Source organism: Bradyrhizobium sp. MI1.11 (assembly GCF_055811255.1).
In genome coordinates, this window is record NZ_JBVVPM010000019.1 from 1 (window position 1) to 16,711 (window position 16,711).

Consider the following 16,711-nt stretch of genomic DNA (forward strand, 5'->3'; position numbering starts at 1 on the left):
CCCCCCCCCCCCCCCCCCCCCCCCCCCCCCCCCCCCCCCCCCCCCCCCCCCCCCCCCCCCCCCCCCCCCCCCCCCGGTCTCCTGCTTAGGGATGCGGTAGGATCTGGTAGGTCGTGGCATAGGGCTCGACCCGCAGTGAGGCGTTGGCCAAAAGCGCGATTCTGGCGGTCGGCGCTTGCTGCAATTCGCCGTTCGGACCGCGATGCACGTTGTATTGCCAGACGGTGAGATCGCCCTTCTGCGCCAAGGCGTGTGCAACGGCGCTGGCATCATTGCCGCCGAGGGCCTGAAGCTCCTCCGTCGACAATCCGACGACGATTTCGTCCTTGATGGTGACTATCTTGAACAGGTTCATCCTGGTCTCCTGCGCCCACGCGCTTGGTATCGAGAAGGTGAGAAGCGCGACTGCGGCGCCCTTGATGAGATCGCAGCGAGAAAGCATGCCGTCGTCCTTTGGTGCTGGGGCGCCCGAATCGTATCAATGCAATCGGCCACGGCGCCCGTGATCTGCGTGGCTGTTTCGCCACCGCTTTGTCGTTTGCTCCTCGAAAACGGTTCACGACGTTTATTTCGTCGACGATACAATCGCCGACGCCGGACTCAACAATTACGTGTATACGCTGAAGAAGCACTAATTCGCGTCCACCAACGTCCATTCACATCCGAAACAACACGAAATGCAGCGTCGATTGACGGCGATCGAGGCTGTATGCTGATCGATGACGCTTCTTGACGCAGGTGGGTGACGGCGGGCCATATTCCTGTTATCCGGAATTGCCGTGGTGCGATGCAGACGAAGCATCGCTGCGCCAACTGTTAGCCTTGCCGGAGGGGTTGTTTCTTGACATAGTTGCAACCTGTTCAGGTGCGCCCGATTGCACATGTAGCTCGGCGCGCGAACACACCGGGCGTCCCCGGGACGAAAGCGCGCCGTCGCCATAGCATCCGCTTATGGCATCCGGTTGTGGCGTTTGGTTCTTGGTTGGGACCTCGATGTGGGATCACGAAGTCCGATGCTTGTCATAGGTGCGAGATGAAGAACCTCAATTTCGCAGCTGAGCTGCACCTCAAGCTCGGCGCGCCTGCAAGCGGCACCGTCGAAAGCCTGCGCCTGCTCCGCGCGTTTCTGAAGCTCGCGCCCCGGCAGCGTTTCGAGGTCATCAAGCTCGTCGAAGACCTCGCCACCGAAGAAGCTCTCCCCGAACACCCCCTGTCCTGAGCCTGCCTGCGCGCCGGCCTTACGCCTTGCCCTTCGTTTTCCTGCCAGAGCCGGCCGCCGGGCAACGTCTTCCCCGGGCTGGACGCTGGCAGGCGATCCGGCAAGTGTGGTATTCAGTTCTGAAAACGGGAGGAGTGCGACCATGATCGAACCGAAGCTCGAAGTTCCGGCCGAACTGCGCGACCTGGCCGAGAAGACGATTGACCAGGCGGAAAAGGCATTCGGCATGTTTTTCGAAGCCGCCACCAAATCGATGACGACCGTTCCGGGCGCGGGGGCGGACGTGTCGAAGCAGGCGCTCGCTTTCACCGAGCAGAACATGAAGTCGGCGTTCGAGCATGCTCGCAAGCTCGTCCATGCCACCGACCTTCAGGAGGCGATGCGAATCCAATCGGATTTCCTGCGCAGCCAGTTCACCAGTGCCGGAGACCACATGCGCCAGATGACCGGCAGTCTCATGCAGCCGGGGAAGGGTAAGTCCTGATTCTCGGTGTGTTCACGGCGCGTCCACAGATTGGACTTACGCGGCGTGAATATTTGCACATCGATACTGGTGCCGGTCCATGATGGGCTGTCGAATGGACCTCATTCGCCGCCCATCATCCTTTCTGCTGATCCTTGTCGGTTCTCAGGCAGGGATTGCATCTGTCGCAGGTGTTTTGACCAATCGGTCGTTCTGCTAACGTAGCGATGCGATGTAGGCCGCGATATCGCCGGCTTCGATCCGGCTCAAGGGGAAATTCGGCATTTTCGGGTGCGGGTCTAGCAGGAAAAAGGCGAGCCTTTCCGAACTGAAGTCAGGCCTGCGCGCAACGGACACGAAAGAGGGGACGTCGGCACTCGCCTGTGTTTGGCCGTTCGCCACGACATGGCAGCTGGCGCACCAGCGCCTCGCAAGGTCGGCGCCGTGATCTGCATCGGCGGCGAGAGCGGACGACGCGCCCACGCTCGAGGCCACGGCAACCAGCAGGCAAATTCGTCTCAAATGCCGGTGCATAGAGCAACCCTGTGTGTTGTTGGCTCGCGACGCCGTCCTCATCCGCAGCACGAACCCGGATACTGCGAGAGGTCGATGCGGGCAATGATCGACCGCAGCAGCTTGCGAGCCGAACGATAGAGATGCCGGGCGAATCTCGGCGTCCTTGCCGCAGGCAGGGCAAAGCTTGTCGTATCGAGTCTTTTCGTATCAAGGCTTTCGATGGAGTGCGACACGTGCCTCTCCGAGATGGCGAGGCCCTTTCTATCGTGGTCGGCTCGCGGCAGCCTTGATCTGCCGCAAAGGGGCCAGACTAATAGTCGCCGGGGTTCATGATCATCGGGCTTCGTGTATCGGCCGGCGCGAGCGCGCTGCTGGCGCTGTCGCGCAGGAAGCGGTCGAGTGTTGCCTGGATCTTCTCCTTGACCGCATCGGGACCGCGATCGCTCATCTCGGTATGCTGTGCGCCAGTGTGGATAATATCAATGCCGCGCGCCTTGGCCTCTTCCGGCGTCGGCAGCACGCCGGGATCGGTTACAAAATGCGGATCCTTTGAGCGGAACGACAGGATCTTCATGTGGTCGCTAAGCACGAAAGGCACCCGCAGATTGTCCAGCGTGATCACTTTCGACACCAGCTCCGGGTGCTGATGGGCGACATACATCGAAACGTCGCCGCCGTTGGAATGCCCGACGAGCGTGATGTGGTCGTAGTCGGCGTTCTCCTGCCGCCGCTTCAATTCGCGCAAGGTGAAGAGGATGTTGGCCTCGCAGCGGATATAGACCTCGCGCCGGCCGACATATTGCTGGCCGGCCTTGGTCATCAGCGGCGGATCGCTCGGCAGATCCTGCTGGATGCTGGCGACGAGATAACCGCGTGCGGCGAGCACGTTGGCGAGGAAGGAATATTCGGTGGCCTTGACGGTATTGCCGTTGCTGATGATGGCGAGCGGGAGCTTCCAGAGGCCGAGATTGGCCTTGGTCTCGTAGTCGCGCCGTACAGCGATTTCGACCGCGATCGGCCGCTGGCGCGCGGCGTCGAACAGGGTCAAAACCTCATGGCGGATCGCGAACCGGCTGACCACGAAATATTGGCCGACGCCGAGGACGCAGAGAAACGCCAGAACTGCAAACACCCTTTTCATGGTTCCGTCTCAAATCACTTTTGACTGAACATGGCTATTGGGAACTCCCGGATCGAGCGATCGTGAGCAGGCTACGGGATTAAATTTAGGCAAGCCTGTGCGCCGCGCCCCAAAAAGGGCCGCATGTCGGAGCACAGCGCGAAGGGCAAGGGATTTACAGACAACCGCCCTTGCCGCGTTCGGAGCAGAGCCGCAACGCGCTAGTCAAAGTAAAAAGGAGGCGCGGGCTGCGGCGCTCGTTGTCGGGCGCCCGGTAGCTCAGGGGGACAGCCACGCCGAGATCAGCCTGGAAATCGGCCGGCAGGAAGAACCGCACGCCAGCTCCGGCCGAGGTCAGCGACAGGCCGTCGCTCAGGCGGTAACCGTCGTTCCAGACTGCGCCGGCGTCACCGAAGGCATAGAGCTGATAGCCGGTCCAGTAACGGAAATTGAGCTTCTGGTCGAAGCGCAGCTCGAGTGAGCCGGCAAGACCGTTGTCCCCACTGATCTCTGCTGCGCCATAGCCGCGCCCGAAGGCAGCGCCGCCGAGATAGAATTGCTGCGAGGTGAACAGCGGCCGTGACGCCGTCTGGCTCGCAGCGGAAAGCTTGAGCGACCAGACGTCGTTGAGCGTCTGGTAGCGCGTGAACCAGAGGTTTAGCACCGAGAAGTTCGATGACGCGCCATCGCGCGACAACAGATCGTCGTCGAAATGCGAGGCACCGAAGATGTCGAGGCCCTGGCGGTAGGTCAGCGTCGCGAAATTGGTGCCGCCGAAATGATCCTGAAGCCGGTAGTCGGCGATCAGGCTCGCTGTCCTGATGTGGTCGTTGTACCAGGCGCCGTAAAGGTCATGCTCGGACACGTTGCTGAAGGTCGTCGCCGCAGTCAGGGTCAGCGAGGACAATCGCGACTGCAGTGGGACGATGCTGGCACGCAGCTCGAACGCTTCGGTTGTGGTGATGTCGCTGTCGAGGCGGCGGACATCGCCCGGCCTGACCGCGCTGTATAGGACGGACCCGCCGAGGCGCACGCCGTCGATGCCGACGGGTGCATCGTAGGACAGCCGTGCGAAGCCAAGCTGGCGGGGGTCGTTGGCGATGGTCGACAGGTTGACCGCCAGCGTGTCGCCGGGCGTGAGATAGGAGTTGAACGCGCCGGTCGCGTATGTCTGCCACGGACCGACTGATGATGAGCCGAGATTGTCCAGACCGAACGACGAGAAGACGTGCCAGGTCTTCAAATAGACGACGAGGCGGAAGCGGCCGGTTGCCCCGCCGATCTCCTCCAGTGCGGTATCGGTGATCCGGACGCCAGGTCTGCCGTTAATGAGAAAGAGCTGGCGTTCCAGCGTCGTCAGGCGCGACGGTTGCTCGGCCAGAACCGGCCCAAGCATCGGTCTCACGCCGAACTGTTCGGCGCCATCGCCTTTCAGCTCGGCCTGGACGATGGCGCCTTCGATCACCTGGATCCGGAGCAGGCCATCGGCGATATCCTGCGGCGGCACGATCGCCCGGCTCAAGTGAAAACCATCGGCGCGGTAGAGATCGCTGATCGCGCCGGCGATCGCGGCGAGATCCGCCTGAGAAACCTTCTTGCCGACATAGGGCTGGTAGACCGCGGCGATGCGATCGGGGGAAACGGCCCGGGCTCCCCTGACGTGGATGCCGCGCAGCACGAACTGCGGCTTGGTATCGCCGCCGGTGTTGGGCCGGTCGACTGTTGGTAGCCTGACCGGAGGACGGCTCAGCGATTCCCGCTCGGTTTGGTTTTCAAAATACTTCTCGGGTTGGCGCGGATCGAAGCCCGGCTGGTTCGCCTGTTGTGCGAAAGCCTGAGGAACTCCCGTGAAAAAAGGAGCCAACAGCACCATTGTGGTAATGAGATGCCGCTTCCCGACGCGCGCAATGCGCCTGTCCCCGTAGTTCGACGGAGATGTGCCCCTGATGCGATAAGGGTTCGTTAGCCACATGATTTTTCATAGTTTTTTATGGTCAATGAACCGTTAACGCGACCGCTCCGCTGGCCGCTTCCCGCTAATCCTATGTTGAGTGATTTCGGATACCCCTCAGGCTGGCTGTAACGCGGACTGAGGATCGTCATGCTGAGCAAAATTGGAATGCGGTGCACCTTCGCGGCTGCGCTGATCCTGGGAACGGCTACCGGCGCATCCGCCGCGGACGACGGCGTCTGGTCAGTCGGCAAGGCCACCGGTGAGGTCTGGGTCGCCACCAGCGGCGCTCAGCAGGTGTCCTTGAGTCAGCAGGAGGCACTCAAGCCCGGCGACACCATTCGCACCGGGCGTAATGGCCGCGTGCTCCTCGTCCGCGGGGAGGAGACGATCCTGATCTCTCCCAACTCGGTGGTCGGCTTGCCCACCGAGAGCAAGGAGGGTCTCTCGACCACTATCATCCAGCAGGCAGGTTCGATCCTGCTCGAAGTCGAGAAGCGCAACGTCAAGCATTTCGAGGTCGAGACGCCCTATCTCGCCGCTGTCGTCAAGGGCACACAGTTCAGCGTCACCGTGAATGCGGGCAGCACCAAGGTCGGCGTGCTTCGCGGCCAGGTCGAGGTCTCCGACTTCAAGACGGGACAGATCGCCCAGGTCCTGCCGGGGCAGGCCGCCACCGTCTTTGAGCACGGCAAGCCCGGCCTCTCTCTGAGCGGCTCCGGCACCTTCAATCCGATCGAGCACGGCAAGCCGCGCGCCTCGACGATCGAGCGCGTCCCCGTGCCGAAATCGGGCCTGTCGGCCCCGCGCAATGCGGCGAACGGCCATGCGATCCATGCGCTCGGTGCGATCGACAAGGGCACCAAGGCGGCCGGCGCACTCAAGCCATCGCAACAGGCGGCAGGCGGTCGCGCGCCCAAGGGCGGTGCTGCCAAGGCCGGCGTCGTGCGCATCTCGAGCCCGCTCGGCGAGGTCAAGCTGAACGTCCACAAGGTCACGCACGGGCTCGCCCACGGCGGCGGTGCTCCCGGACAGGTGCGCAACGCGCACGCCAGCACCGAAACGGTCTGGAGCGACTCGAAAGCGAGCACGACGGCATCCAACAGCACCGTCCAGACTGCGGTTACCACGAGCAGCGGCGTGACGGCTGGCAGCACCAGCTCCTCGGCTGCGAGCACGACAATAGCCGCGACCACGGCCGGTGCGTCCAGCGACGGCTCCGGCGCCGGCAGCGGAAACTCCGATGGCAAGTCCAACCCCGGCAAGGGCAACTCCGGTAACGGCAATTCCGGCAACGGTGATGGCAACAACGGTGCCACCGGTAACGGCAGGGGCAACAACGGTAACGGCAACGGCAATGGCGGCGGCAACGGCAGCAATGGTCACGGCAATGCCTTTGGCCACAACAAGCACTGAGGCGATTTCTTAGGGGATGAGGGGGGCGCAACCGCAGAAGCGGGTGCGCGGGAGGACCGGAGTGAAGCGCTATCGTCCACATATTCTAGTTGTGACCGCGCTGGCGATCGTGCTGTCCACGGGGTGGCATGGCGCGCTTCGCAACGCGCTGACTGACCTGCGGTTCGCCTGGCAATCGCGTGCCGCGAGCGGCAATGTCGTCGTGGTGGCCATCGATGCGCCCTCGATCGACCAGATCGGGGTATGGCCCTGGCCGCGCCGGCTGCACGCGGAACTGTTGCACAGGTTAGAGGCCGCTGGGGCGCAGGACGTTGCTTTCGACGTCGATTTCAGCTCCCCATCCGATCCGGCCTCCGACGAGGCGTTCGTCACCGCACTGCGTGAGGCCGGCGGCTCGACGATCCTGCCGTCCTTCAAGCAACCGGCGCCGAATGGCGGCGCAGCTCACATCAATCGCCCCTTAAAGCCGTTCAGCAACCAGTCGTGGCCGGCGCTGGTCAATGTCGCGATCGAATCCGACGGGCTCGTTCGTCGCTATCCGTTCGGCGAGAAGCTCGGCGATGCCTTGATGCCGTCGATGGCCGTCGTGCTGGCCGGGCAGGACGCCAATCGGCGGCCGCCATTCCTGATCGATTTCAGCATTCGGGCGGGCTCCGTTCCGAGTGTCTCCTATGTCGACGTGCTCCGCGGCAACACGGCCACTCTCGACAAGCTAAGAGACAAGAAGGTCATCATTGGCGCGACGGCGCTCGAACTCGGCGACCGCTTCAGTGTTCCAAATGGCCGCATCATCTCCGGACCCATCCTCCAGGCGCTGGCAGCTGAATCGATCCTCCAGAACCGGATGCTGCGCTGGACCTCCGATATCGGCATGATCCTTGGTCTCGCGGTGATCTGCCTGCTGATGATGTATTCGTGGCGCCGCTTCGGACCGGGAATTCGCGTTGCAATCCTGATCTCGGCCGGGGCGGTCTTCGAGCTGGTTGCGGTCCTCGTGCAGGCAAGATGGCCCTTCATCATCGACACATCGCTGTTCCACATCGCGATTGTCGCTTATCTGACGGCGATCGCACTCGACGAAATCGATTTCCGCGGTCTCCTGGGGCGCATCGCCGAAAGCCGCTTTCATCGTATCGCGATGTCGCTCGGCGATGGCCTCGTCTGCACCGACGAAGGTCAGCTGATCGCCGTGTGGAATCCCGGCGCCAGTGCGATCTTCGGCTATATGCCCGCCGAGATCATCGGCCGCCCGTTCGAAACGCTGTGCGCCGTATCAGTGGACGGTGACGCGAGGCCGTCCATGCGCGACGCCGCGCGCCAGGCACTCCTGGTCCCCGGTGGGGCGGTCGTCGTCGAGTTCGAAGGGCGGCGCAAGAACGGTGAAACTTTCCCGGTCGAGGCGAGCTTCTCGGGCTGGCAGGGAACGGACGGCTTCCAATACGGAGCCATCCTGCGCGACATTTCGGTCCGCAAGCGCGAGGCCGAACGCGTCAGATATCTCGCCGAGTACGACGCGCTGACCGGTCTGGTCAACCGCAACACGCTGCATGCCGGACTGGTCGGCATGATCGGGGATGCGGGGCAGCGCCCCTGCAAGGTCGCGCTGCTCGTGATCGGGCTCGACGGCTTCCAGAGCATCAATGACATGCTGGGTCATTCCGCCGGAGATCTCGTGCTGCAGGCGGTCGCTGGTCGCCTGAAAGCTGAAGCGGGCGACGACGCTGTCGTTGCCCGGCTCAGCGGAGACGAATTCGCCATTGCGCGCAAAGGCGCAGATGGCGACGAGCCGATCGCAGAGTTCGCCGAGCGCATCGCGCGCGCGTTCGAAGCGCCGCTTGCGACCGGCACGCGGCAGCATCGCGTCAAGATCAGCATCGGCGTCGCCGTCCATCCAGAAGGCGGACACAACGCCGACGATCTCCTGAGCAACGGCCATCTTGCGTTGACCAAGTCAAAACTGACGCGGCGCGGCGGTTATGTGGTCTTCGAGAGCGCGATCCGGCAGGAGCTGGAGAACCGGCTGACGCTGGAGAGTGAATTGGCGCTTGCCGCCGATCGCGGCGAGTTCGAGCTGTTCTACCAGCCTCAGGTTCGCCTGATCGACGCCAGCCTGGTCGGGGCCGAAGCGCTGATCCGCTGGCGGCATCCCGTGCGCGGCTACGTTTCGCCAGGAGAGTTCATGCCGGTGGTCAATAGCTCAGCCCTGTCCGAGCGGATCGGAAACTGGGTGATGGAAACTGCCTGCCGGCAGGCACGCGCCTGGGAATTGTCCGGCGACAGTGTGCGCGTCGCGATCAATTTGTCGCCCTCGCAGATCCACTCCGGCGACCTCGCGCATTCGGTTGCGGGGATGCTCGAAGCGACGGGGCTCACGCCGTCGCTGCTCGAACTCGAGGTCACCGAGGACATCCTGCTACACGACGAAGCCCGGGTGCTCGATATGTTCAAACGCATCCAGCAGCTCGGCGTCCGCGTCCTGTTCGACGATTTCGGCACTGGCTATGCGAGCCTGAGCTATTTGAAGAAGTTCCCGCTCGATGGGCTCAAGATCGACCGGTCGTTCGTGCTCGGTCTGCTCGCGAACTCCGACGATGCCGCGATTGTCGGGTCGACCATCGGTCTCAGCAAGCAGCTCGGTCTCACGGTCGTGGCCGAAGGCATCGAGAATCGCGCGACGGCCGACTTCCTGGTGAGCATGGGATGCGAGGAAGGCCAGGGCTATTTCTTTGGCCGTCCGATGCCGGCGGAGGCATTCGAGCGACAATTCCTCGCGTCCGAGTGCGCGGCCGTCAGCGCCGCCTGAACACCTGTTACGATTTAGCGCCGACGCGCGACCGCGACGCCGAACAGGAAAGCAACGAACAGGCTGGCAAGCGGCGCTTCGCGCGTGATCGCAGCGACGGTCGCGAGGGGCCGGCCCGGCTTTCGCGCATCGTCGATTGCGGAGGTCATGCGGTCGACAGCTGCATGCAGGCCACCTGCGACTTCACCGATGGTGCGGGATACGTCCGTCGCGGCATCGATGGCGCGCTCGGCCATGCCGGGATGTGAAGTGGACTGCGGGATCTCCGTGCTCAAGTGCGCAACCTCCAGGCTGATCATGTGCGGCGGAGGCCGGTACCTTTGGCTATCCGCGCGAGCGCTCGTTCTGAACAGCGGGTCGCATGACCTTTGGCTATCCGCGACAGGCGCCGTGGTTTTTACGGCGGGTACCGGCCTTGGATGAGCAATTCGGCGCGCGGGCTTTTGTTCCGGGACGATGCGCCCCTGCGTGGACCTTCCCCGTGAAACGACGGGTGCGAATCTCTGTTAGGCTGGCTCAATCTTGCTGATCTCAGGAGACAGCTGTGACTGACCGGACCACGACGGATCGAGCCCGGCGCATCGCCCTGCTCGGCGCTCCCATCGACATGGGGGCTTCGCAGCGCGGTACTCTGATGGGCCCTGCGGCGCTCCGCACCGCCGGCCTTGCGACACTGCTAGAGAGCCTGGATTTCGAGGTCGTCGATTACGGCGATCTCTCCGTGGGCGAGCTCCGGGACCTCGCAGACAGGCCCCCCGACAAAGCCAATCACTACCGCGAAATCCAGCGCTGGACGCGCGTGCTGAGCCGCAGAGGCTACGAGATCGCGAAAACCGGCGCGCTGCCGATTTTCCTCGGTGGCGATCACACATTGTCGATGGGATCGGTGAATGCCATGGCCCGTCACTGGCAGGAGCGCGGACGCGAGCTGTTCGTGCTCTGGCTCGATGCGCATGCCGATTACAACACGCCTGAGACGACGATCACCGCCAACATGCACGGCATGTCGGCGGCATTCCTTTGCGGCGAACCCGGCCTCGACGGCTTGCTCGGCGATGATCCGCGCGCCCCGATCGATCCCGACAGGCTCGACCTGTTCGGCGCGCGCTCAATCGACAAGCTCGAAAAGGAGTTGATGCGCACGCGCCGGATCAGGGTTGTCGATATGCGCCAGATCGACGAATTCGGCGTCGCCGTGCTGATCCGTCGCGTCATCGAGCGCGTCAGGGCCAGCAACGGCGTGCTGCATGTCAGCTTCGACGTCGATTTTCTCGACCCCTGCGTCGCACCCGGCGTGGGCACGACGGTGCCGGGCGGAGCGACCTATCGTGAGGCGCATCTGATCATGGAGCTCCTGCACGATTCCGGCGTAGTCGGTTCAGTCGACATCGTCGAGCTCAATCCGTTCCTCGACGAGCGTGGCCGCACCGCGCGCACCGCGGTCGAACTGATCGGCAGCCTGTTCGGCCAGCAGATCGCCGACCGGCCAACCCCCAGCAATGCGATCGCGCCGGGCGAGTGATGGATGAGCCGTTTGTGCATTGCGAAGAAGAGAATTGCCGTCGCGCCCGCCAGATTTAGATCAGTCGAGGTCGAAATCGCCTGTTTTTGAAACAGGTGCGAATTGCAAATGCTCGTCGCAGAATGTTTCATGCGGGTCGCGCTTCAGCCGAGGATCCGCAAATGAGCAGCACGAGCGACGCCGACGACAAACCTGCGGGCACGACTCGCCGTCGCTTTCTGCGCGCCGGCGCGGCGGCTGCGGGTGGCACTGTCCTGGGCGCCGGCGCATCGGTTGCCGCCGCGACCGACAATCTTCCACCCAACATTCCCGAATGGATGAAGGCGCCGGGCGAGCCGACGGGAGGCCAGCTCTATGGCGCGCCATCGCCGTTCGAGAAGGGCCTCGTCAAGAACATCTCGAAGACGCTCAAGCAGTACATCTCTGCCTCCAGCCGGACGCCGTTGCAGGAGCTCGATGGCATCATCACGCCGAACGGACTGTTTTACGAGCGTCATCATGGCGGCGTTCCGACCATCGATCCGGCCCAGCACCGGTTGATGCTGCACGGGCTGGTCGAGCGTCCGCTGATCTTCACAATGGACGATCTCAGGCGTTTCCCGTCGGAATCGCGCGTCCACTTTCTCGAATGCTCCGGCAATCCCGGCTACAGCAAGCCTTACGGCAAGACTGCGTCGGACCTTGTAGGTCTGGTGAGTTGTGCAGAATGGACCGGCGTCAGCCTCAAGCTGGTGCTCCAGGAGGCCGGATTGAAGCCGGATGCCAAATGGATCGTCGCCGAAGGTGCCGACGCGGCTGCGCTGACCCGCAGCATCCCGATCGAGAAATGCCTCGAGGACGCCATGCTGGTCTACAGCCAGAACGGGGAGCGGCTGCGCCCGCAGCAGGGCTATCCGCTGCGGCTGTTCCTGCCAGGCTTCGAGGGCAATATGAGCGTTAAGTGGCTGCGGCGCCTGCATGTGACGGCTGAGCCGGTTTATTCGCGCGAGGAGACCTCGAAATACACCGACCTGCTGCCGGACGGCACCGCGCGTGAATTTTCGTTCTACATGGAGGCGAAGTCGATCATCACGAGGCCCTCCGGCGGCCAACGCCTGGGCGCGCCCGGCTTCCACGAGATCACCGGCATCGCGTGGAGCGGGCATGGCAAGATCGCGCGCGTCGAACTGTCCGTCGACGAGGGAAAGAGTTGGCAAAGCGCGCAATTGCAGGAGCCGGTGCTGACGCGTGCGTTGACACGCTTTCGCCTGCCCTGGCAGTGGGACGGCAAGCCTGCCGTGATCCAGAGCCGTGCCATCGACGAAACCGGCTATGTGCAGCCGACTCTGGCCGAGTTGCTCGCGGTGCGCGGCGAGAACTATTTCTACCACAACAACGCGATCTGGCCCTGGCGCATCGCGGCCGACGGCGAGGTGACCAATGCGCTGGCGTGAGACTTGCGGCATTGCTGTTGTCATCGTGCTGTGTGCGTTCGCGAGCGGGGCGCAGGCACAGACTCTGTACGGCCTCGGACGTCCCGCGACGGCTGCGGAGATTGCTGGCTGGAATATCGACGTCGGACGCGACGGCAGCAATCTGCCGAAGGGAAGTGGCTCGGTCAGTCGTGGTCGCGAGGTGTTCGCCCAGCAATGTGCATCATGCCATGGCGACAAGGGCGAGGGCGGGCTGGGTGACCGGCTCGTCGGTGGGCAGGGCACGATCGCAACACCAAAACCGATCCGCACGGTCGGCAGCTATTGGCCGTATGCGCCGACGCTGTTCGACTACATCCGCCGTGCGATGCCGCAGAACGCACCGCAATCGCTGAGCGATGAGGAGGTTTATGCGGTGTCCGCGTACATCCTGAACCTGAATGGACTGGTCGGAGCGGACGCGACGCTCGATGCCAAATCGCTCGCGGCGGTCAAGATGCCGAATCGCGACCGGTTCGTCGGCGATGCGCGGCCGGATGTGAAACACTGAGCGCCTTGTGGCGTCAGGTTCCCGCATTGGCTTGGAACTTGGCTCGGCAGGGGCGGAACTCGCAGGACGCAATTGCATTAACCTGCGAGAGGAAAAACCTATGGATTCCACGATGGCAACGGATCGCTTCGCAAATTCCATGTCCTCGGCGCTTCGCCATCCCGGCGTGATCGCGTTGATTGTGGCCGCGGTGACGATTGCTGCGATGCTCATCGTCGATCACGGACCATGGAATCGGGCCAAGACGCAGCCTGCTCACGTCGCGATGTATGCGACCACTGGCGAGGCCACACGCGCCGCAGGTGCCAAAATTCTCCCGACCGAACCGAAATCACCGATCGAGCCGGCGCGGCCGGGGCCAAAGACGTCCCCGACCGTCAATCCAGTGACGCCGTAAGACGTCTAGTTCTTGCGACCGTAGTTGAGCAATCCGCCGCTGGTCTTCGGCGGATGCGCGCGAAGGGCTTCCTCGTTCGGATCGGTGCCCCAGCCGGGTCGGTCCGGAATGACCAGATGGCCGTTCTGAATATCCGGCTCATGCGTGAACAGCTCGCGGTCCCACGCCAGGCGATCGATGTCGATCTCCATGATGCGCAGGTTCGGCACGGCGGCGCAGAAATGCGCGTTCATCATCGAACAGAGATGGCCGTAGAAATTATGCGGGGCAACGTTGATTTCGAACGCTTCCGCGGCGGCTGCGATCTTCATCGACTGCCAGACGCCGTTCCAGGGCGTGTCGATGATCGCGACGTCCATGGCCTGCTCGCGAAAATAGGGCAGGAATTCGCGCAGGCCCAATAGCGTCTCGCAGGACGAGATCGGATGCGGGCTTTGCCTGCGGATGTAACCGAGTGCTTCCGGATTGAAGCTGTCGATCTCGATCCAGAACATGTCGAGGTCCGCGATGGTGCGCAGGATCTCCAGATAGCCCTCGGTCTTGGCGTTGAAGTTGCAATCAAGCAGGATGTCGACGTCGGGGCCTGCACCGTCGCGGATCGCCTCCAGATGCATGCGCAGGTCGCGCAGGATTTTGCGATCGACGTTGATCTCGGGGGCGAAGGGCGAGCCGAAGCCCGGTCGCCAACCGGTTGGCTTGCCGTCGTCGTAGGAGAAGATGTTGGTCTTGAGCGCGGTGAACTTCTTCTCGCGCACCTCGCGTCCCATTACCATGACGCCGTCGAGGTTCTCGATCGGCGGCTTGTACCAGGACGGGTGATTGATCCGCCACGTTGCGCAATGCGACCAATAGACCCTGACACGGTCGCGGATCTTGCCGCCGAGCAGCTCGTAGCAGGGCACGCCGAGACATTTCGCCTTGGCATCGAGCAGCGCATTCTCGATCGCGCCGAGCGCCTGCGCCACCACGCCGCCGGCGGCGGGACGTGTGGCCGCGAACAGCTCGGCGTAGATGCGCTCGTGCCGGAAAACGTTCTGCCCGACGACGCGGGCGGACAGGCGCTGGATCGCAGCACCGACGCCGGGTGAGCCAAAACCCTCGTCGAACTCGCTCCAGCCGACGACGCCGTCTTCGGTCGTCAGCTTGACGAAATGGTAGTTTCTCCAGCCGGCATCGCAGGCGAGGATTTCGAGGCTTGTTGCTTTCGACGATCTGGTCATGTCGCTCCCTGTCGCCCGGCGGCGCTTTTTTTCTTTGGCCGGCTCGCAAGCCCGGCTCCAGCCAGGATTGTTAGGCGAACGGTCCTGCGCAGTGAAGCCCGGCGAGGGGCGCCTGGAAGGCCCTTCCCGCCATTCTAAGGGAAAATCCGGTGGGGACAGCCATGATCTTTCCCGGGGTTGTCCTGAAAAGGGACCATGCTTTGACGTTTTTGGCCACAATCGGGATCGACCCTCCGGCCATGAAATTTCTGGCTGTGATTTCGATCCTGGCGCTGCTCACGATGAGTGGAGCCGCCATTTCCGATCAGTTTCTGACGGCCGATCAGCACGCTGCGCACGGGGTGGAATAGCGCAGCGGGCGCAAACATTTTTTGTCTTGCGGGAGACAGCGATGCTTTCGATAGACCAATTCCTGCGCTTCATCGGCGTGCCGGCGGTGTTCGCGGCCTTCATCATCGCCTCGCAGATATCGGCAGCCTTGTCGCAAGGTTAGTCAGCCGATCAATGACGAGCCGAGCAGGGCGAGCACGGCCAGCGCCATCAGCGCGGTGCCGAGCCAGCCCAGCGCGACGAGCCATGACCGGCCCTTGAAGCGACCCATGATCGTCTTGCTCGAGACGATCAGCATCATCATGGCCATGATCGGAACGGCGACGACGCCGTTGAGCACGGCGCTCCAGACCAGCATGTGGATCGAGTCGATGCCGGTGAACCCTAGACCGAAGCCGATGATGGTGGCGGCGGCGATGATGGTGTAGAAGCCGACCGCCTCGTCGGGCTTCGCCTCCAGCGTCGCGCGCCAGCCGAAGATCTCCGCCACGCCGTAAGCGGCCGAGCCCGCCAGCACCGGAATTGCGAGCAGGCCGGTGCCGATGATGCCGATCGCGAACAGGGCGAAGGTGAAGTCGCCGGCGAGCGGCCGCAGCGCTTCGGCGGCCTCCGTCGCCGAATTGATGTTGGTGACGCCATTCGCGTGCAGCACCGACGCGGTGGTGAGGATGATGAAGAAGGCGATGCCGTTGGAGAGCAGCATGCCGGAGATGGTGTCGGCCCGGATGCGCGCCAGCTCCGGACTGCCGCCGTGCTTCAGCTCGCGCAGCGGCTTGTCGCGCCTGCCCTGGTTCATCTCCTCGATCTCCTGCGAGGCCTGCCAGAAGAACAGATACGGGCTGATCGTGGTGCCGAGCACGGCGACGACCATCATGAAATAATCGGCGCTGACATTCGTCTTCGGCCACACCGCCGCGAGCAGCGCCGTGCTCCACGGGATCTCGACCGTGAAGGCGGTCGCGACATAGGCGAACAGCGCCAAGGTGAGAAATTTCAGCACCGGCGAATAGCGCCGATAGGGCAGGAACACCTGCAGCAGGGTCGAGCCCGCCGCGAAGATCAGCGCGTGCTCGTGGTTGAGGCCGCCGATCACGAGCGAGAGCGCCTCCGCCATCGCGGCGATGTCGGCGGCGATGTTGAAGGTGTTGGCGGCGACGAGCATGGCGACGAGCGACAGCACCGCCCAGCGCGGCGCGATCTGCATGACGTTGGCGGCCAGCCCCTTGCCGGTGACGCGGCCGATCCGGGCGCTGACGAGCTGGATGGCGATCATGAACGGCGTGGTCAGAAATACCGTCCAGAGCAGTCCGTAACCGAATTGCGCGCCGGCCTGCGAATAGGTGGCGATGCCGGACGGATCGTCGTCCGCCGCCCCGGTGACGAGACCCGGCCCCAACCTCTGCAACAGCGACGGCGCGGATTTCGTGGGGGCGAGAGCATTGTCGGTCATGGCAGGAGGGGTCTCGGTCGGGGCGCGTCCTTCACAAATGCCAAGGAGGGAACAAGGTTCCCGGGCTTCGCGTAGCGGGCTCCTCGCCAATTTCTGATAAAGCGAATCTCCATTTGACTCGTCGGGCAAAACACCTGTATAAGTGCATCATCGAAGAATACCCAGTGCAGCCTTTGCGCGCGTCCCGGGCGCGGGGGGGGGCCCCCCCCCCCCCCCGCCCCCCCCCCCCCCCCCGGCCCCCCCCCGCCCCGCGGGGCGGGGGGGGGGCGGGGCGCCGCCCCCCCCCCCCCCCGGGGGGGGGGGGTTTTTTGGTGTTTTATTAATTTCCCCGGGGCGCGGTGC

At 63.5% G+C, this 16,711-nt stretch carries 17 protein-coding genes; 9 read left to right on the forward strand and 8 right to left on the reverse strand.

Translation table 11 applies throughout. From position 1 onward, the window contains the following. Nucleotides 1-85 precede the first annotated feature (85 nt). Nucleotides 86-442 carry a hypothetical protein gene (locus AC0L30_RS19635; protein WP_473404981.1) on the reverse strand — a complete coding sequence of 119 codons (357 nt, stop codon included), beginning with the start codon at nt 440-442 and terminating at the stop codon, nt 86-88. Between the two features lie 591 nt (nt 443-1,033). Between AC0L30_RS19635 and AC0L30_RS19640 the strand changes: the two genes are divergently transcribed. Together AC0L30_RS19640 and AC0L30_RS19645 are read left to right on the forward strand one after the other, a co-directional pair. Then, nucleotides 1,034-1,219 (forward strand): hypothetical protein, encoded by a 186-nt coding sequence (locus tag AC0L30_RS19640; protein ID WP_007601490.1) that lies wholly within the window; start codon nt 1,034-1,036, stop codon nt 1,217-1,219. 142 nt (nt 1,220-1,361) lie between these two features. Beyond that, complete coding sequence (locus tag AC0L30_RS19645) at nt 1,362-1,703, forward strand: phasin (RefSeq protein WP_007601491.1); 342 nt, start codon at nt 1,362-1,364, stop codon at nt 1,701-1,703. A gap of 195 nt (nt 1,704-1,898) precedes the next feature. Here the strand turns inward: AC0L30_RS19645 and AC0L30_RS19650 are convergent, their stop codons facing one another. The 4 genes from AC0L30_RS19650 to AC0L30_RS19665 all read right to left on the reverse strand — a co-directional run bounded on the left by AC0L30_RS19650 (nt 1,899) and on the right by AC0L30_RS19665 (nt 5,290). Then, a complete protein-coding gene (locus tag AC0L30_RS19650; protein ID WP_473404982.1) occupies nt 1,899-2,216 on the reverse strand; it encodes a c-type cytochrome in 318 nt (105 codons plus the stop codon). A 38-nt stretch (nt 2,217-2,254) separates the two neighbouring features. Next, a complete protein-coding gene (locus tag AC0L30_RS19655) occupies nt 2,255-2,431 on the reverse strand; it encodes a hypothetical protein (protein ID WP_157158661.1) in 177 nt (58 codons plus the stop codon). 77 nt (nt 2,432-2,508) lie between these two features. Next, nucleotides 2,509-3,339: an alpha/beta fold hydrolase gene (locus AC0L30_RS19660; protein WP_473404983.1), complete on the reverse strand. Its 831-nt coding sequence runs from the start codon at nt 3,337-3,339 to the stop codon at nt 2,509-2,511. A 154-nt stretch (nt 3,340-3,493) separates the two neighbouring features. After that, complete coding sequence (locus tag AC0L30_RS19665) at nt 3,494-5,290, reverse strand: ShlB/FhaC/HecB family hemolysin secretion/activation protein (protein WP_473404984.1); 1,797 nt, start codon at nt 5,288-5,290, stop codon at nt 3,494-3,496. Between the two features lie 129 nt (nt 5,291-5,419). Here AC0L30_RS19665 and AC0L30_RS19670 point away from each other — a divergent pair, with 129 nt between their 5' ends. Continuing rightward, a complete protein-coding gene (locus AC0L30_RS19670) occupies nt 5,420-6,685 on the forward strand; it encodes a FecR family protein (protein ID WP_473404985.1) in 1,266 nt (421 codons plus the stop codon). 61 nt (nt 6,686-6,746) lie between these two features. Beyond that, entirely contained in the window at nt 6,747-9,488 is a 2,742-nt protein-coding gene (locus AC0L30_RS19675) for an EAL domain-containing protein (protein WP_473404986.1), read from the forward strand. A 14-nt stretch (nt 9,489-9,502) separates the two neighbouring features. Here the strand turns inward: AC0L30_RS19675 and AC0L30_RS19680 are convergent, their stop codons facing one another. Continuing rightward, nucleotides 9,503-9,787 carry a hypothetical protein gene (locus tag AC0L30_RS19680; protein ID WP_007601501.1) on the reverse strand — a complete coding sequence of 95 codons (285 nt, stop codon included), beginning with the start codon at nt 9,785-9,787 and terminating at the stop codon, nt 9,503-9,505. Between the two features lie 245 nt (nt 9,788-10,032). On the opposite strand from AC0L30_RS19680, the gene rocF reads away from it, so the two are divergent. The 4 genes from rocF (at nt 10,033) to AC0L30_RS19700 (ending at nt 13,369) form a co-directional block, all read left to right on the forward strand. Beyond that, nucleotides 10,033-11,010, forward strand: a complete 978-nt coding sequence (rocF, locus tag AC0L30_RS19685) for an arginase (protein ID WP_219682382.1) — start codon at nt 10,033-10,035, stop codon at nt 11,008-11,010. A 161-nt stretch (nt 11,011-11,171) separates the two neighbouring features. After that, on the forward strand, nt 11,172-12,443 hold the full coding sequence (gene soxC / locus AC0L30_RS19690; RefSeq protein WP_473404987.1) for a sulfite dehydrogenase: 1,272 nt from the start codon (nt 11,172-11,174) through the stop codon (nt 12,441-12,443). Further along, nucleotides 12,430-12,972, forward strand: coding sequence for a c-type cytochrome (locus tag AC0L30_RS19695; protein WP_007601504.1), 543 nt, complete (start codon nt 12,430-12,432; stop codon nt 12,970-12,972). The genes soxC and AC0L30_RS19695 overlap by 14 nt, the downstream gene beginning before the upstream one ends. 100 nt (nt 12,973-13,072) lie before the next feature. After that, on the forward strand, nt 13,073-13,369 hold the full coding sequence (locus AC0L30_RS19700) for a hypothetical protein (protein ID WP_219682384.1): 297 nt from the start codon (nt 13,073-13,075) through the stop codon (nt 13,367-13,369). 5 nt (nt 13,370-13,374) lie between these two features. On the opposite strand, the gene AC0L30_RS19705 is transcribed toward AC0L30_RS19700, so the two are convergent. Further along, nucleotides 13,375-14,589: a mandelate racemase/muconate lactonizing enzyme family protein gene (locus AC0L30_RS19705; RefSeq protein ID WP_473404989.1), complete on the reverse strand. Its 1,215-nt coding sequence runs from the start codon at nt 14,587-14,589 to the stop codon at nt 13,375-13,377. 161 nt (nt 14,590-14,750) lie between these two features. Between AC0L30_RS19705 and AC0L30_RS19710 the strand changes: the two genes are divergently transcribed. Next, nucleotides 14,751-14,939 (forward strand): hypothetical protein, encoded by a 189-nt coding sequence (locus AC0L30_RS19710; RefSeq protein ID WP_219682386.1) that lies wholly within the window; start codon nt 14,751-14,753, stop codon nt 14,937-14,939. Between the two features lie 143 nt (nt 14,940-15,082). Here AC0L30_RS19710 and AC0L30_RS19715 read toward each other — a convergent pair whose 3' ends face one another. After that, on the reverse strand, nt 15,083-16,369 hold the full coding sequence (locus AC0L30_RS19715; protein WP_219682387.1) for an NRAMP family divalent metal transporter: 1,287 nt from the start codon (nt 16,367-16,369) through the stop codon (nt 15,083-15,085). Nucleotides 16,370-16,711: the final 342 nt, after the last annotated feature.

Coding starts and splice junctions, on each gene's coding strand:
- AC0L30_RS19635 (WP_473404981.1), bottom strand. CDS start 442: ATGCTTTCTCGCTGCGATCTCATCAAGGGCGCCGCAGTCGCGCTTCTC.
- AC0L30_RS19640 (WP_007601490.1), top strand. CDS start 1,034: ATGAAGAACCTCAATTTCGCAGCTGAGCTGCACCTCAAGCTCGGCGCG.
- AC0L30_RS19645 (WP_007601491.1), top strand. CDS start 1,362: ATGATCGAACCGAAGCTCGAAGTTCCGGCCGAACTGCGCGACCTGGCC.
- AC0L30_RS19650 (WP_473404982.1), bottom strand. CDS start 2,216: ATGCACCGGCATTTGAGACGAATTTGCCTGCTGGTTGCCGTGGCCTCG.
- AC0L30_RS19660 (WP_473404983.1), bottom strand. CDS start 3,339: ATGAAAAGGGTGTTTGCAGTTCTGGCGTTTCTCTGCGTCCTCGGCGTC.
- AC0L30_RS19665 (WP_473404984.1), bottom strand. CDS start 5,290: ATGTGGCTAACGAACCCTTATCGCATCAGGGGCACATCTCCGTCGAAC.
- AC0L30_RS19670 (WP_473404985.1), top strand. CDS start 5,420: ATGCTGAGCAAAATTGGAATGCGGTGCACCTTCGCGGCTGCGCTGATC.
- AC0L30_RS19680 (WP_007601501.1), bottom strand. CDS start 9,787: ATGATCAGCCTGGAGGTTGCGCACTTGAGCACGGAGATCCCGCAGTCC.
- soxC (WP_473404987.1), top strand. CDS start 11,172: ATGAGCAGCACGAGCGACGCCGACGACAAACCTGCGGGCACGACTCGC.
- AC0L30_RS19695 (WP_007601504.1), top strand. CDS start 12,430: ATGCGCTGGCGTGAGACTTGCGGCATTGCTGTTGTCATCGTGCTGTGT.
- AC0L30_RS19700 (WP_219682384.1), top strand. CDS start 13,073: ATGGATTCCACGATGGCAACGGATCGCTTCGCAAATTCCATGTCCTCG.
- AC0L30_RS19705 (WP_473404989.1), bottom strand. CDS start 14,589: ATGACCAGATCGTCGAAAGCAACAAGCCTCGAAATCCTCGCCTGCGAT.
- AC0L30_RS19710 (WP_219682386.1), top strand. CDS start 14,751: ATGATCTTTCCCGGGGTTGTCCTGAAAAGGGACCATGCTTTGACGTTT.
- AC0L30_RS19715 (WP_219682387.1), bottom strand. CDS start 16,369: ATGACCGACAATGCTCTCGCCCCCACGAAATCCGCGCCGTCGCTGTTG.